The organism is Sphingobacterium sp. Lzh-3 (assembly GCF_046764375.1).
Classification (GTDB): Bacteria; Bacteroidota; Bacteroidia; order Sphingobacteriales; family Sphingobacteriaceae; genus Sphingobacterium.
Genome location: NZ_CP177226.1, coordinates 5,854,247 through 5,870,324, shown reverse-complemented (window position 1 = coordinate 5,870,324; position 16,078 = coordinate 5,854,247). Strand labels below are relative to the sequence as shown.

Sequence of the window (16,078 nt, the reverse complement as noted above, 5' to 3'; positions counted from 1 at the left end):
ATAATCGACGATTTTTAAAAGGGACCTATAGGTGAATGTAAAGGAACGAGTGCTGCTGATCGCTGAAACCAAAGGGATCAGCAAAACCGAATTTTTCAAAGAGGTGCAACTTTCCTATGCAAACTTCAAGGGAGGGCAGAAAAATACTGCACTCAGTTCCGATGCCATGGTTGCTATACTGTCTAAACATCCCGACATTAGTCCGGCCTGGTTACTCATGGGCGAAGGAACTATGATGCGGAAGGATGAGAGGAATGTGGTAAGTGCTCCACCTGCCGAAACAGCTCCTGCCACTGCCGAAGGCCTCGGAATTTATAGGCAGCTGGTCAATGCCTTAGAGCAAACAGTCAAGGCACAGGAAAAAACAATCCAGTCATTGGAAGGACAGGTGAGTTTATTAAACAAAAAGTAGCCTTAATCCCACGGAAGCGTATTATGCAAATGGTATTTCGTAAAGGACTCGGTCTTTTTAGTTAATCGACTTCACCAAATTTTTCTGAATTGACACGAGGGGCATATCACCGCAGATACGGTATAGGTCGGTAATATAGATTTAAGGTAAAATATTTTTTTTAAAAATCGATGATGATAATTAGGTTTACTTATCGTCATAATGGCCTATAAAGCTGAACACTAATACTATGATTTTAGAATCAATTATTTCGTATATGATTCGATCTTTTTGGTTCAGTCGTCTACTCCATATTTCTGCATCGACATTATTTCGGAGTGGTTTAGGAAGGCCGGTTCCTGTCCTCGGGTGGTTCTCTAATTCTTCGAGGAGTTTTACGACCTTACTCATATCGATTTTGCTTCCTCGCTTCTTTATTTGAAGAAGATCTTTCTGTGCTTTTACCGAGAGTTCTATTTGATACTGTCCCATATAGTCTTGGCCGTTACAGTTTTTGTCTTCCCTTCCTTTAAATCATTTCTCCCTTCCTCGATCAGTTGTGATAGATCCGAAGGGAGCTCTTTTTCCTGAATAGAGACATTTTTCACGCCAAGGGCCTTCAGAACAGCAATGATTTTTTTTCTTTCCGAAGAACTGGAAGAATATTCAAATGAAAATACTGTTGTTGTCATAATCTTGCCTTTTTAATTCTAGCGGTCAAACTTTATACTCTACTTACAAAGATACGAAAACTATTTTGTTAGTTTACAAATGAATAGCATGTCGCAGAGGCGGGTTATAATAAAAATACCTGATTCCGGTGATTTCATTGGCCTCCTTTTTGTTTTAATTTCGTTATTGCAACGGTGCGTGTTTGGCCGGCAGCCAGAAAAAGTTTCTGTTGCATTTATAGATGTCTCTTTCCCTGCGGCTGATCGCAATGGAGCGGCCACTAGTCCTGTATTCAAAGAATTAATGTTATGTCGAAAAAAGTATTTGTTATATGCTGTCTGCTTTTAGCTTGTTTTGTGCATCAGGCAGTAGCACAGCCAGCAGGTCAGCGGCCATTATATACCTCAACATGGGGGCACCTTTACCGTGAAGCAGGAAATAATAAAGACCTTCTGGGGGTGTTTCCGACCGAGGCACCTGTTTACCTGCTAGATTCCACCAATACACAGTATAAGGTGCAGGTGAGTAATGGGGATATCGGCTATATTGACCGTCAGCCCCTCAAAAGTGCAATGTTCGGAAAAAGATCTGCCGGCGAGCCAAAGCAATATTTCTATCGCGGAACAACAGATGCCCAATGCCCACATTTCTATGTACAGGTATCACAATTGCGCGTGCGTAAGGCTCCTAATACAACAAGTACCGCTGTGCGTAGGGCAGGACTCAATGAAATGGTATGTATCGATTATGTGCCGCTCTACATAGATGGATGGGTCTACATTGGAGACCACTTTCATGAAAGTCCGGAGTATATTCAGATGAAATTTTTGGGGTCTGAACTAACGTACGACAAGGTGCTAAAAGAATATCTGGCCGTAAAAGGAAAGGATCAGGAGAAAGAGCTTGCAGCAGTTGGCCGCCTGCGTGAGATCGGTTGGACCAAGTATCCCAAATTAAACCAGGCCCTTACTTATTGGAAGGAATCCTATGCCCAAGCGGGAATAGTAGATCCCAAAGTTGATATAGACTTTGAATTACTTTTGGCCAATAAATTCCAAAATGAGCTCCAGTCCGAAGTTTATGCCAAGAAACTGAAAGCGTTGAATTTCCATTTCGAATGGAAAGGAGTGTCGTTATCTGACGGCAAAATTACAGATGCGCAGATGAAGCAACTCGCTTTACAACGGGTTTCCGAAATTCCCGATATGCCCGAATGTGGCTGGGAGCCGCGGTATTACTATAAAACACCGAATATGATCGTTGCCTTCGAAGAAAACTATAAAGGGAAAGTGGTCGGTACGATATATAAGCTGTTTTTTAGTGATGGCGAAACCATTGTCATGGGCAACGAGCGGATGGATGCCAATTACGCAGAAAAAGACTTTGTAAACCACTTTGGTGAACTACTTTCAGCAGATTGGATTTCAACGCCACATACGTACTATATTCAAAATGGCGATGCCGGGTTATTTATTTTCAGATTTGTCGATGGAAAACTGGCCGGCTATGAGTGCATGTATTATTGTTAATACGCCGAAATTGTGTAGGGGGCAAGTATAGATTTCCAAGCGTTTGAAAATATCTTTCGTTTGTGATGTTAACAAGGATTTATTAACGAGCAGGAACAGGGATGCTCAAAAAATAAGGCCCTTTGAAGGGAAATTAAAACTCCGCTTTCAAAGGGCCTTTGGATGTTATTGAAATCTTAAATCAGACTACCTGCATTTCAAAGAGTTTTGCAATATGTCCTTTCAATTTTTCTTTCACGTCTTCCATATCGACTTCTTTGCCAAGTTCCCGCTTTAAAGACGTTACATCCTTATCGTCGATACCGCAAGGAATGATGTTGCCAAAATAGGCAAGGTCTGTGTTGACATTGAATGCAAAACCATGCATGGTCACCCAGCGTGAAGCGCGAACCCCCATCGCACAGATTTTGCGCGCCGTCGGTTTATCGGGTTCTATCCATACACCGGTAAACCCGGGATATCTCCCGGCTTCGATACCGAAATCAGCACAGGTCAGTATGATGGCCTCTTCCAGTGTACGCAGATAAAGATGGATATCGGTAAAGAAGTTGTCGAGATCCAGGATCGGGTAACCGACAATCTGTCCCGGACCGTGATAGGTAATGTCGCCACCCCGGTTGATCTTATAGAATTTGGCCTCTTTCTCTTCCAGTCCTTTTTCATCTAACAGCAAATACTCCTCGTGCCCGCTTTTCCCTAAGGTATAAACATGGGGATGTGCTGTAAAGATCAAGTAGTTCGGGGTACTGGTTGCTGTTGCGTTGACCCTATTGTCATGTTTAATGTCCAATACGCCCTTAAAGATGGATTCTTGTCTGTCCCAGGCTTCCTGATAATCGACAAGCCCCCAATCTTGAAACTGCACCTCTTTGTTCATTTCGTATTTTTTTAAGCTTGTGAATGGAACATAAGGCCCCATTCACAGCATTGTTTGTCAAAATTAATACAATAAGTTATTGTATGGGTAACGTTCATTGTGCATCTTCACAATGATATCGTAAAGTTTTTGTTTGAACTCTTCGATATTCGTTTTATTTGTTGCTGACAGAAAGATTGCGGGATCTGAATTTTTTGCCATCCATGATTTACGGAAATCATCCAACGTGACCTCGATCTCCTCGCCATCGTGCCCTTCTTCGACGGCCGGTTTATAAAGGTCAATTTTGTTGAACACCGTAATCACCGGTTTGTCCAGCGCTTTAAGGTCCTTCAATGTTTCGTTTACCGCCTGGATATGATCTTCAAAATTCGGATGGGAGATGTCGACTACGTGAATCAGGACATCGGCTTCCCGAACTTCATCCAATGTGGATTTGAAACATTCCACCAAGTGATGCGGCAGTTTGCGGATAAAACCAACGGTATCTGAAAGCAAAAAAGGAAGGTTGTCGATAACAACTTTACGTACTGTCGTATCTAATGTTGCGAAAAGTTTATTCTCGATCAATACGTCAGATTTGGAGATCATATTCATGATCGTCGATTTTCCGACATTGGTATAACCTACCAAAGCTACACGGATCATCTCACCACGGTTTTTTCGTTGTGTCTCGTTTTGCTTGTCGATTGCTTTTAGGCGTTCTTTGAACAAGGAAATTTTGTCCAGAATGATCCGTCTATCGGTCTCGATCTGTGACTCACCCGGACCACGCATACCAATACCCCCGCGCTGACGTTCCAAGTGGGTCCACATACGGGTCAAACGAGGTAAAAGGTATTGCAGCTGTGCCAATTCCACCTGTGTCTTCGCCTGTGCAGTTTTGGCATGACGGGCAAAGATGTCCAGGATGAGATTGGAGCGGTCCAATATCTTGCGTTTCAGTTCTTTTTCAATATTGCGCAATTGCGAAGGTGAAAGCTCATCGTCGAAAACAACGATGTCGATTTCCTCGGCTTCGACGTATGCTTTTATTTCTTCCAGCTTTCCACTGCCGACAAATGTAGCGCGATCGGGGAAGCCCAGTTTCTGTGTAAACATACCTTTGGTCTCGCCACCGGCAGTCTGTACAAGAAATTCAAGTTCCTCCAAGTATTCTTTTGCTTTTGTCTCCGTCACACTTGGTGTGATGACACTCACCAAGACGGCTGTTTCGGGTTTTATAGCTGTATCGTGTATTTTAAATCTGGCCATTTTGTACTATTAAGTCTTTCAAGTGAAGTTGGCAGGTCATTAAGCTTTGCAATGTATGCTATTGCCTACCCCTTGTTATACGTTCACTTTTTAATTATTTTCAATGAGCTCGCAAGCCCGGTTTTTGTTTGAAAAGGTAAATTTAAGAATTTATGCGTTTGTACACCACACAAGACTGATGCCGATTATGACATAATTCTCCATTAACCAATAAATTTCCTGTGTTTTGCTTACCAGGGCAACTCAAAATATGTAAGCGTTCGGTCGCCATCTTTTGCCTAGTAAAAGAAGGGATATTTTTCTATATCATGTTCATAATGATGCAAAAGTAAATAAATTTGGTTTTATATACAAAAAAGATAAATTGTCTTCAAGCGCTAATTAATAACAATTCGTATCCTATTTATGTTGACGATCGGTCTTTAGATTCCAATGCGCTCTGTTTATTCACTTAAACACGTTATTGATTGATTTGCTGGCCCCGTTTTTTCTCGCGAAAATGACATGCGGTTAAGAAATCTTATCCCAGGCAATGCCATCGGATTTTCTTGCCAGAAAGCTTCGCAGCAACTGATTCTTTTCGCTTTGTAGTGTTGGGTCTTCTTTGAAGATAGCAATGACGGTGTTACGGCATTCGGTAAGCAATGCCTGATCTGTCGCTAGGTTCGCCATCTTGAGGTCAAGTACACCCGACTGTTGGGTGCCCGATATATCGCCCGGACCACGTAGCTGCAAGTCGACTTCCGCAATCTCAAACCCGTCATTGGTACGCACCATTGTATCCAGCCTTAAGCGTCCTTCTTTGCTCAGCTTATTGCCCGACATCAGGATACAGAAAGACTGTTCAGCACCGCGGCCTACGCGGCCACGCAATTGGTGCAGCTGGGATAGCCCAAAACGTTCGGAATTTTCAATGACCATGACTGAGGCATTCGGAACATTGACCCCCACTTCAATAACAGTAGTCGCAACCATGATCTGCGTTTCATGTTTGACAAAACGCTGCATCTCAAAGTCTTTATCTTTTACGGGCATCTTGCCGTGAACAATACTGATCTTGTATTGAGGTAGTGGAAATTCGCGTTGCAAATTCTCAAGGCCTGCTTCCAGGTAAATCAGATCCAGTTTTTCGCTTTCCTTGATGAGGGGATATACCAGGTAGACCTGTCTGCCTTTGGCGATCTCCTCGCGCATAAAACCAAACATCCGCAAACGCGAACTTTCAAAAAAGTGAACAGTCTTGATGGGTTTACGCCCAGCAGGTAATTCGTCTATCACGGAGATGTCCAGGTCGCCGTACATGGTCATCGCCAATGTCCGTGGAATTGGTGTGGCTGTCATGACCAGCATGTGTGGTGGAATGACATTCTTCCGCCAGAGTTTGGCCCGTTGTTCCACGCCAAAACGGTGCTGTTCGTCAATAACAACGAAGCCCAGGTTTTTGAACTGCACCTTATCCTCGATCAGGGCATGGGTGCCAATTAAAATATCTAAGCTGCCATCTTCCAGTGCCTGGTGGATCAAACGGCGTTCCTTCGTGCTTGTGGAGCCTGTAAGTAGCTTGATATTGACAATGTCATCGCCAACGAGCTGCTTGAGTCCATGATAATGTTGTGTCGCCAGGATTTCTGTTGGCGCCATCATACAGGCCTGAAATCCATTGTCGACAGCGAGCAGCATACTCATGAGGGCAACAACTGTTTTCCCGGATCCGACATCGCCCTGCACCAGACGGTTCATCTGCGCGCCGGTATTGGTGTCTATGCGGATTTCCTTCACAACGCGCTTCTGTGCGCCTGTCAACGGGAACGGAAGGCGCTCTTTAAAGAATGTGTTGAATTTTTCACCGACTTTATTGAAGCGCTGGCCTCTAAACTTCTGGGTATTGAGCTGTTTGTTGTTGAGCAGCTTGAGCTGTATAAAGAATAGCTCTTCAAATTTGATACGTTTGATGGCTTGATTAAGCTCCTTTTGATCGCTCGGAAAGTGTATGGAGGCGAGAGCCTGCTGCCGCGAAATGAGGCCATGTTTAGTGAGAACTTCCTGAGGAAGCGATTCGTCAATACTACGGAATACGGTTTCCAAAGCAGTCTGTTGTAAGCGTTGGATTCCTTTGGTATCCAGATTGAACTTTTTGAGTTTTTCTGTTGATGAATAAACCGGCTGTAAACTCATATTGCCGATCTGTTTTACCTGCGGATTATACAGATCCATTTCGGGATGGGTAATGGATAACTGGCCATTGAATTCGCTTGGTTTGCCATAAATAATATAGGCCGAACCAACTTTCAATGATTTTTGAAGCCATGGAATGGACTGAAACCAGACAAGCTCCATGGAGCCGGTTTCATCTTTGAAAGAACCTACAAGACGTTTCGTTCTTTTCTCGCCCACGAGCTGTAAAGAAACCAGACGACCCAGGACCTGTGCTGCCATCATATCGGGATGAAGTTTCCGGATTTTATGAAACTCCGTACGGTCGATATAACGGAAAGGATATTGCGTCAATAGATCACCAATGGTAAACACCTGTAGCTCTTTTTTGAGTACATCTGCTTTTTGTGGACCTACACCTTTGAGGTATTCTATGGGGGTAATTAAACTTAATTCAGCCATTCTTCTTGAATGGCTAAATTACGAAAATTTATGCGTTTATGGAGCCGTTTCTTGGGCTAGTGTGACTATTTTGAAGCAGGTTCTTCATATTTAATGTCTGCTTTTCCTTCTTTACAGATCACGCTCAATGGTTTGCGATAAGGGGCACAATTTATTCTGGGCGCCATCATAGGCTGGTATATTTCCATCAGCCGGTTGTTGTCGTTGATCATATTTTGCAAGGTTGTTTTATCAACGGATTTGTGGTAGGGAAGATAACTTGTCCCACATACTGTCCGTATTTCTATCATTTCCCATTCTGTAGCATCACTGCATGCTTTGGGGCTGGCGAAGGCAACGATTTTGCTGTACTTCTCATTGGAAAGCGACTCAAGTTCCTTTTCCGTTTTGTCTTTGTAGGGGTTTTCTAAATGTGATTCCGATTTACAGACAACGAATAACATGGAACATGCTAAGAGGGTGGTCATACCCAAAATGGAAAGATTTTTCATAATATTCTTCTTGGTTTTTTTAATCGAACGGGTAATTTTTCGTCTCTGCTACAGGAAATTTCTATTAAGTTTTTGTTAAGTATTTTGGTATTTTCTTGTGGCATCGCAAAATGCTGAAGAAGAGAAGAGAAGAGAAGAGAAGAGAAGAGAAGAGAAGAGAAGAGAAGAGAATTGGTTAAAGTTGGAGGGTAGGTATTAATTGCATAAAAAGAGGGCTGTCCAATCTTTTTGGACAGCCCTGTTTAAGATTTATTTCGGATGATTTCTCGATTAGAAATTACCCTTATTTACATCCCACCAAAGTCTGGTACCGCCGTTGTCAGGTCCGCCCAACAAGGAGATTGCAGATTGTACTTCGGCTGCATTTGTATTGTATTCATTTTGTGGGAACGGTAAACGACGGATCTGTATTTTAGTATCGATCAGTCCACCGCTATTGTTGACAACAACTGGGAATAAACGAGGATATCCTGTACGGCGGAATTCACTCCAAGCCTCTTGTCCTTCAGGGAAGATTGCCAACCATTTTTGTGTGATAATACGTTCCAATTTTTCTTCATTGGTCGCACCCTCATTCCATTTGATTGTAAGAGCACTTGGTGAAGCTGCGTTATTCTTCGCATTGAAAGGATCCTCGTAAGCTGCAGCCTTACTGGTATTATCATTTAGGTAAGTGCTCAATCCTGATGTTACACCCCATTGAGTAAAGGAAGTTTCCACTCCTTTTTCATAAAGTGATTGCGCTGTTCCACCGGCATTGTTCCAACCTCTCAATGCTGCTTCGGCACGTAGGAAATAAACCTCAGCAGCAGTCATCAATACCGGTGCTGTTGTCGCTACGAAAGTTGGTGTTGTACCTTCGGTATTCAAAGCCGATAGCTTTTGGTATTTATCCTTTTCGATACCATCAGCACCTGCACGGATACCTATGTATTTACCAGCGAACGCCGTTGTTGTTGCATCTTTAATGACAGGTGCCATGTATTTAGAGATACGCGGGTCGTTCAATCCTGTCATATAAGAAGAAAGCGTCGCATTGATACGGGTATCGGCCCAGTTTTTGGAAATAAACCAAAGCGGGTTGCTGTAGGTACCATCTGCCGGTATAGTGATCTTGAAGTTTTCGCTATTGCTTTCCAAGACACCGCCATTTGCTGGATCCAATGCTTTTTCAGCTTGTGTTTTCGCTAACGTCGCGTCGATTTTAACCAAACGCATCGCTAAACGAAGGCGCAATGAATTGGCAATTTTCAACCAATTTTTAAATCTGACCTGATTATCTGTATTCGGAAATACAAGATCGATCTGGTCAATTTTAGCAGCCATTGGACTATCTGCTTTGTACGATTTCAATGCGGTTACAGCCTCATCAAGCTCTTTGAAGAAAGCAGCATATACATCGGATTGTTTGTCGTATGGAACGGTGTTGGAGGTGCCGACTTTACTATATGGAATAGGGCCATAAATATCTGTCACCCGACTGGCCGCTTCTACTTTGATCACCAAAGCCGAGCCCCATAGTGCTGGATATGTTTCTGCAAGTCCATTGCTTTTTAGCTTCTCAATGGATTTGATAACGTTAAGATATAAGACCTGGAACGGTTCGCCATTCCATCCATTAACCATGGCATAATTCAGGTTGTTTTGTCCGCTATTGAAAGGCGTAGGTGACATGAAAAAGCCTGAAAAAACGTCTGCATTCAGGTTTTGTTGTACCTGATAGGAGTTAGGGTCTCCAGCACCGGAAAAGTTATAGATAGACATTTGTGCATTTCTGAGAAAAAGCACAAGATCCTGTCCATCACCTTTTAAATCTTCGTCGGTAAGCCCAATATTGTTTTTATTGTATTCTTCGAAATTCTTTGTACAGCTGGTCAATGTTCCTCCGAGAAGTAACAGGATAAGCGAGAATTTAGATATATGTTTGATATTAAATTTCATTGTTGATCGTTTAGAAAGTTGCATTTAATGTAAGACCGTAATTACGCGTAGCAGGCATCATAAAGATATCCACACCGCTCAACGAATTGCCTGTTGACATCGTTACTTCCGGGTCAAAAGGAGCTTTTTTCGAAATGTAGAATAGGTTTCTTCCTACAGCATTTACACGCAATTTTTTGAAAAAGCTATCTTTGATATTGAAGTCATAGCCAAGGGTCAACTCACGAAGCCTCACGACTGTTCCGTCATAGATATATTGGCTGCTGACAGGACCTATACCCCCAGTTGATGTATACCATTTCTCAGCATCAACGACAGAAACAGGAGTTCCATTTGGTGTAACACCGTTTACAGCAACACCACCATTTGCTCGGGCTGCTCCAGTTGCTGCAGATACGCCATAACCATCCATTACCGACTGTGTAATTGACATGACATCATAATTAAACTTGCCGTCAATCAGGAAACTTAAGTTGAAATTTTTATAATTGAAACTATTGTTCCAGCCCATTTGCCAAATTGGATTCGAGTTTCCTAGCTTCGTATAGGCATTGGTTTTTTGTGGAATACCATCTTCAGAAATAATAATCCTTCCTTCACCATCGCGAACAAAATCTTGCCCGTAAATGTCACCAAAAGAACCGCCCACTTCAAGTTTGGAAGCAAAGTTGTTTTGATTTTCACCAGTTAAATTAAATTCAGGAACAGCATCAGCTAGTTTCTTTATTTTGTTTTTATTGTAGGTGAAGTTGACGCTTGTTGTCCATTTGAAATTATCATTTCTAATAGCATCCAATGATACCAATGCTTCAACACCTTGGTTTTGGATATCGCCCGCATTAATCGCATATTGCTTGTTTAATGAAGCTTGGCTAGCAGCAACCTTGAAGAACTGATTCGTCGTATTAGTTTTGTAATACGTAACATCCACATTCAAACGGTTGTTCCACATACGCCATTCTGTACCGATCTCAAAAGATTTGGTTTTTTCAGGCTTTAATGTTTTTAAGAAAGCAATGTCATTAACTGTCAACACTGCGTATGGATTCACGGTGTTTGTTAATAAGCTAGTATAAGGAGGTAAGTCATTGCCCACTACCGCATATGAACCACGAACCTTGGCCATATTGACAAATTCAGGCAAGTTTAACTTGTCATTCAATACGACGCCCAATCCCGCAGAAGGGTAAAAGAAAGATTTTGTTCCTGTGAAAGCTAATGTGCTCGACCAGTCGTTTCTCGCCGTCAGATCTAAATAGATCCAGTTGTCATAAGCTAAGTTTGCTGATGCAAATACCGATTGTAATTGTCTCCGATTAGCCGACAATGTCGAAGTCACTGGAGTTGTTGTGTTCTGAATAAAGAACTGATTGGGGATTTTTAATCCATCAATACCTGTGTTAAAATCTACACCTTCGGTTTTCCAGTCTGTGATACTTGTTCCGACCAATCCTGTAATCTGAAATTTATCACTGACATTAAAGTTCATGTTGGCAACCACATCACCATATTGCTGTGTAATGGTCGTATTTGTGTAATTATAGTTACCATTTGTTTTTCCTAAAGGATTCGGTGTGCTCGCATAGACTTTGCGGTCCCAAACCTCTGAAGTACGATCGACACTTCCTCTGGCTTGAATGCTGATCCATGGGGCAACCTTATATTTTGCGCTACCATTTAAAAGCAAACGGTTTCGGGTTGATTGAGTAGGGTTTCTATTGACGATCCACCATGGATTTTGTTGTGTTGTAGGGCTATCGCTTAGGCTGAACCAGTTTTGTTCATTCAGATTACGACTTGTGTTAAAGGTTTCGTAATTTTTGTAGTCTGCGATATTTAAGCTTCGTGGTAATAGATAAGTTCCAACCAATGGATTGTAATAAAAGCCCGAACTAGGCGCATTATCCAATTTTTGGGTAATGTAATTGGCACTACCTTCAACAGTTAACTTATTATCAAAAAATGAAGCACTCTCCTTAAGGTTGAAATTGTGACGCATCAGGTCATTTTTTGGAAGAATACCTTTTGCAAGCGTATTTGCATAAGAGAAATACGTTTGATTTTTTTCGTTACCTCCAGACAATGTCAATGAATTGGTGAAGTTGCTACCTGTACGGAAAAATTCACCTACATTATCATAGTTGGCGCCATTGGTTTTGTCGCCCCAGCTAAATACACTGGTGTTACTGTTTTTACCACCCGAACCTTGGCCATATTGGTTTTGGAATTTAGGTGTCGATACAGCTTGTTCGATCTGTGCACTTGATGAGAAGTTGATCGTTGTGCGCCCTTGTTTACCTGATTTTGTTGTTACCAAAATAACACCGTTGGCAGCTTGGCTACCATATAATGCCGCCGCAGATGCTCCTTTTAATACAGAAATGTTTTCGATATCTTCTGGGTTGATCAATGAAATAGGATCGCCACCATCACGTTGTCCACCAAAAACGTTGTCTGGCTGACTTGCCAATGTCTGGTTATTGATTGGAACCCCATCGACAACATAAAGTACCTGGTTGTTGCCGGAAGCCGATTTGTTACCACGCAAAATCACTTTTGCTGAACCACCTGGTCCAGAAGAGCTGGAAGCAATGTTAACACCGGCGACTTTACCGTTTAAATTATTCGCTAAGTTGGTGCTTTTAACTTTGTTTAATTCGTCACCACTGACCTGTTGTGTAGAGTATGTTAATGATTTTTGTGCACGGCTAATACCCAAAGCAGTAACGACCACACTTTCCAGTTGTTGGGTTTGTTCTTCCAAACTCACCGTTACTGTCGTTTCTCCAGGGCCCAATGTGACCGTTTTATTTTCGTAACCGACTGTACTGATGTTTAGTATACGGTTTTTATCGTCGACATTGATCTGAAATGCACCTTTAACATCCGTAGAACTTGCATTGGAAGTGCCCAATACTTTGATTGTGGCACCTGGAATAGGAGCTTTGGTTTTAGCGTCTACAACCGTTCCCTTTACCTGGTTGGTTTGCGCGTGCAATAAAGATGCTGAAAAAAGCATTGTTGGAACAATACCTAACACCCTTAATGTAGAGTATAATTTGTTATTCATATAGTATATGTGTTATATTCAATTTTTTATATACATATTTTCATAACGGTGAAATTTTTAATGAAATGGGCTAATTCCATTTAGCATTTTGGTTAGAAGAGAGGGTATTGAATAATCGGGGGGCAAAATAAGTGATTATTTGTAATAGTGTGTATGCTATTCAATACCTAGTTATAGGAAGAAAAAGCGGTGTGATTTTCCTTAATAAAGATCTAATTTACTATAGTTGAGCAAAAATCAAAAATTTTATGAAACAAAAATGATACATATAATGTGTTTTACGTGTGTAATGTGTTAATAGTGAGTTGTTTATGTGTTTTGTCATTTTTTTAAGCCAAGGTTGTAGTACTGTCTTTCATCATCAGAAAGATGTAATCTGTTTAATTTCAGACAGTGTACTTGATTTAAGAGCTATTTGGAAATAACGAATGATCTATTGTCTTGCATGCGTCTTCGGTGTGGAAACAGTCTGCTTGATGTTTTTGATATTAAAAAGGATAATTGCAACAAGTATGATCCCGTAAGCGATATATTTTATTGTAGAAACGGGTTCTCGGAAATAGGTTGCAGCCAAAGTAAATGCGATCAGCGGATTAATATAGAGCAGAACGCCGGTTGTTGTTGATGAAATGCCAATGAGAGCATACATGCTCAGGAAAAGGGGGATAATCGTGAATAAAGATGCGATAAGAAATATGGTGCCCCAAAAGATGGGTTCTGTCGGAATTGCATGATGATTGTAGATCAGTTTGGGGATCACAAACAATGCACATATACTGAGCTGGATCACCAATTGATTGAGTTTATCGAAACCCGTAGATACCCGTTGTACGATCAGATAAAAAGCGTAGCAGGTGGCAATAGTAATAGCCCAGAGAACATCATGTAACGAACCTTTTGCAAGGAGACAAACACTGCCAAAAGCAATAAAAAGTGCTGTTTTTTGCCAGCCCGTTAGCTTTTCCTTGAGTATGAGATAGGCTCCAGCAGCAGTGATCAAGGGGCAGGTCAGGTAGGCCAGTGCCGCAGACTGAATGCTGATGTGGTTGACCGCATAAATATAGGTAAACCAGTTTCCAAAGATGAACGCCGACGCGAGTAGGGTAAGGCAGGTCTGGCGGAGCTTGTCCGCGCGAGGTAGAAGTTGGAACTTCCGAATATCAGCTTGCATGGTTTTTCTTCGAAACAGCAACAGGTATATCCAGAGGATCAGGAGCGCCGTTATTATTCTAAAATACAGAATATCCTCGGCCGGATAGCCGCGTATCCAGCGTACAGAGATAGACATAAATCCCCAGATAAAAGGGGCCAAAAAAGCCGCGAAAAGATATTTTCCGCGGCTTGCTGTTTCGTTGCTATTTTCCACGGATTAATCTTTCCAGGCAATGACTGAAATTTCGACATTGACGTTCTTGGGAAGAGTTTTGACCGCAACACACTCGCGTGCAGGTTGCGCTTCTTTAAAATATTCCGCATAGACTTCATTGACTAGCGCAAAATTGCCCATATCACTTAAGAAAATCGAAGCTTTGACAACATCTTCAAAAGTATATCCCGCATGTGTCAGGATAGCTTCTACATTTTTCAGTACCTGGTGCGCTTCGTCTTTCACACCCGATGAAATTAATTCCATTGTTTCGGGAATCAGCGGGATTTGTCCAGAGACATATAATGTATTACCGGCTTTGATAGCCTGGTTATAGGGACCAATTGCAGCTGGAGCTTTGTCGGTATTTAAGATTTCTTTTTTTGACATGGATAACAGTGTTTAGGATGTAAAAAATATTTTGTAGATCAGGCCCAATAAAAAGACAATAATAGCCGTTGCATTAATAATATGCATGGCTTTTATGCTTCCGTTTGTGGGACGATCTGCGTTACGCTTTCTAAAAAAGTACATGGAACTAAGTTACAACAGTAAATTAGAAAGTGAAAATGAAAAGATCAAAAACTTTGAAGGAACTCCTTGTAGACGATAAAACAAAATCTTGTACAAGTGGCCGGATTTTTTTGAATTTTGGTAACTTGGTAAACGAAAAAAAATTATATGAATAAGATAGCATTAATTGGTGGTAGAATATATACTGGTGAGGCGATTTTTGAACAAAAAGCATTACTGATCAGTGAAGGTAAAATCGTTGCGATTGTCAATGATCACGAGGTACCTTCGGATTACACTAGTTATCCAGTTAATGGAGCCAATATTTGTGCCGGATTGATTGACCTGCAATTGTATGGTGACGGATCGGACTTATATTCTGCCGAGCGTAGTGTGGCCTCCTTGGAGCGTATCGCCGAGGGCTTGGTCCATAAAGGGACTACCTCTTTTATGATGACTCTGGCGACAAATACCATCCCCGTATTTAAGGATGCTATTCGGGTGGCAGAAGGCTTCCGGCATGATGCATTTTTAGGACTGCATCTGGAGGGGCCCTTCTTGAATCCGAAAAAACGGGGTGCTCACCCTGCGGAATTAATTATCGAGCCTACAAAGGAAAAGATTGATGATCTTTTGGCCGGAAATCAGGTTGTCAAGATGATGACCATAGCGCCTGAATGTATAGCGGACGATGTCTTACAGCATTTGCAGGGCTATAATTTGCTGCTCAGTGCTGGACATAGTGATGCTACTTTTGAGGAAGGTACGCACGGCTATGATCTGGGAATTCCAACAAGCACCCACCTGTTTAATGCAATGTCGCCTTTACATCATCGGGAAGTTGGGTTGGTCGGTGCAATTTTTAATCATCCTACAGCACAGGCAAGTATTATTGTAGACGGACATCATGTGAGTTTTGAAGCCGTAAAAATTGCGAAACGTCAGATGGGAGACCGGCTGTTTATGATTACAGATGCTGTAGCCGCTTGCGATAAAGATATATACCAGCATGTATTGAACGATGGGTATTATTCGTTGCCGGACGGCACCATTTCAGGAGCGGCGATCTCCTTGCTTGAGGGGGTAAAAAATGCGGTGCAGAAGGTAGGTATATCACGCGATGAAGCGATCCGAATGGCTACGCTGTATCCCGCAAACTTGCTAAAGCGAGCGGATATCGGAAATCTCAAAGCTGGAAGCATAGCGAATGTTATTGTCTTTAATGACGACTTTAGGTTGGAGCAGGTGATCTTCAAAGGTGAGTTAAAACATTGATCCATTTCGGAGAAGATTGGCCAATTGACCGACATTGACCAATATTATATGTATCTTCGTTAGTTATTTTGAAAAAACACTAT

Annotated in this window: 14 protein-coding genes; 3 read left to right on the top strand and 11 right to left on the bottom strand. The window is 41.9% G+C overall.

Annotated features, from left to right (window positions below; all coding sequences use genetic code 11):
- Positions 1 to 31: 31 nt before the first annotated feature.
- Complete coding sequence (locus tag ACLCDV_RS24550; protein ID WP_343570846.1) at positions 32 to 412, top strand: hypothetical protein; 381 nt, start codon at positions 32 to 34, stop codon at positions 410 to 412.
- A gap of 186 nt (positions 413 to 598) precedes the next feature.
- On the opposite strand, the gene ACLCDV_RS24545 is transcribed toward ACLCDV_RS24550, so the two are convergent.
- Both ACLCDV_RS24545 and ACLCDV_RS24540 read right to left on the bottom strand, forming a co-directional pair.
- Entirely contained in the window at positions 599 to 883 is a 285-nt protein-coding gene (locus ACLCDV_RS24545) for a Txe/YoeB family addiction module toxin (protein WP_343570847.1), read from the bottom strand.
- A complete protein-coding gene (locus tag ACLCDV_RS24540; protein ID WP_343570848.1) occupies positions 865 to 1,083 on the bottom strand; it encodes a hypothetical protein in 219 nt (72 codons plus the stop codon). The genes ACLCDV_RS24545 and ACLCDV_RS24540 overlap by 19 nt, the downstream gene beginning before the upstream one ends.
- A 288-nt stretch (positions 1,084 to 1,371) precedes the next feature.
- Between ACLCDV_RS24540 and ACLCDV_RS24535 the strand changes: the two genes are divergently transcribed.
- Positions 1,372 to 2,592 (top strand): hypothetical protein, encoded by a 1,221-nt coding sequence (locus ACLCDV_RS24535; RefSeq protein WP_411972469.1) that lies wholly within the window; start codon positions 1,372 to 1,374, stop codon positions 2,590 to 2,592.
- Positions 2,593 to 2,773: 181 nt separating this feature from the next.
- Here ACLCDV_RS24535 and lipB read toward each other — a convergent pair whose 3' ends face one another.
- From lipB to ACLCDV_RS24490, 9 genes are all read right to left on the bottom strand, one after another.
- Entirely contained in the window at positions 2,774 to 3,469 is a 696-nt protein-coding gene (gene lipB, locus ACLCDV_RS24530; protein ID WP_336837373.1) for a lipoyl(octanoyl) transferase LipB, read from the bottom strand.
- Positions 3,470 to 3,532: 63 nt separating this feature from the next.
- Positions 3,533 to 4,723: a GTPase HflX gene (gene hflX, locus ACLCDV_RS24525; protein WP_293957187.1), complete on the bottom strand. Its 1,191-nt coding sequence runs from the start codon at positions 4,721 to 4,723 to the stop codon at positions 3,533 to 3,535.
- Positions 4,724 to 5,233: 510 nt separating this feature from the next.
- Positions 5,234 to 7,339, bottom strand: a complete 2,106-nt coding sequence (gene recG / locus ACLCDV_RS24520; protein ID WP_343570850.1) for an ATP-dependent DNA helicase RecG — start codon at positions 7,337 to 7,339, stop codon at positions 5,234 to 5,236.
- A gap of 65 nt (positions 7,340 to 7,404) precedes the next feature.
- On the bottom strand, positions 7,405 to 7,830 hold the full coding sequence (locus tag ACLCDV_RS24515; protein WP_343570851.1) for a hypothetical protein: 426 nt from the start codon (positions 7,828 to 7,830) through the stop codon (positions 7,405 to 7,407).
- A 270-nt stretch (positions 7,831 to 8,100) separates the two neighbouring features.
- Entirely contained in the window at positions 8,101 to 9,771 is a 1,671-nt protein-coding gene (locus tag ACLCDV_RS24510) for a RagB/SusD family nutrient uptake outer membrane protein (protein ID WP_343570852.1), read from the bottom strand.
- 10 nt (positions 9,772 to 9,781) lie between these two features.
- Positions 9,782 to 12,841 (bottom strand): SusC/RagA family TonB-linked outer membrane protein, encoded by a 3,060-nt coding sequence (locus tag ACLCDV_RS24505; protein ID WP_411972468.1) that lies wholly within the window; start codon positions 12,839 to 12,841, stop codon positions 9,782 to 9,784.
- Between the two features lie 433 nt (positions 12,842 to 13,274).
- Positions 13,275 to 14,207 (bottom strand): EamA family transporter, encoded by a 933-nt coding sequence (locus ACLCDV_RS24500; RefSeq protein WP_317669223.1) that lies wholly within the window; start codon positions 14,205 to 14,207, stop codon positions 13,275 to 13,277.
- Between the two features lie 3 nt (positions 14,208 to 14,210).
- A complete protein-coding gene (locus ACLCDV_RS24495; protein WP_075994494.1) occupies positions 14,211 to 14,597 on the bottom strand; it encodes a RidA family protein in 387 nt (128 codons plus the stop codon).
- Between the two features lie 12 nt (positions 14,598 to 14,609).
- Entirely contained in the window at positions 14,610 to 14,741 is a 132-nt protein-coding gene (locus ACLCDV_RS24490) for a DUF6728 family protein (protein WP_312128511.1), read from the bottom strand.
- Positions 14,742 to 14,888: 147 nt separating this feature from the next.
- Between ACLCDV_RS24490 and nagA the strand changes: the two genes are divergently transcribed.
- On the top strand, positions 14,889 to 15,995 hold the full coding sequence (gene nagA, locus ACLCDV_RS24485) for an N-acetylglucosamine-6-phosphate deacetylase (protein ID WP_411972467.1): 1,107 nt from the start codon (positions 14,889 to 14,891) through the stop codon (positions 15,993 to 15,995).
- Positions 15,996 to 16,078: the final 83 nt, after the last annotated feature.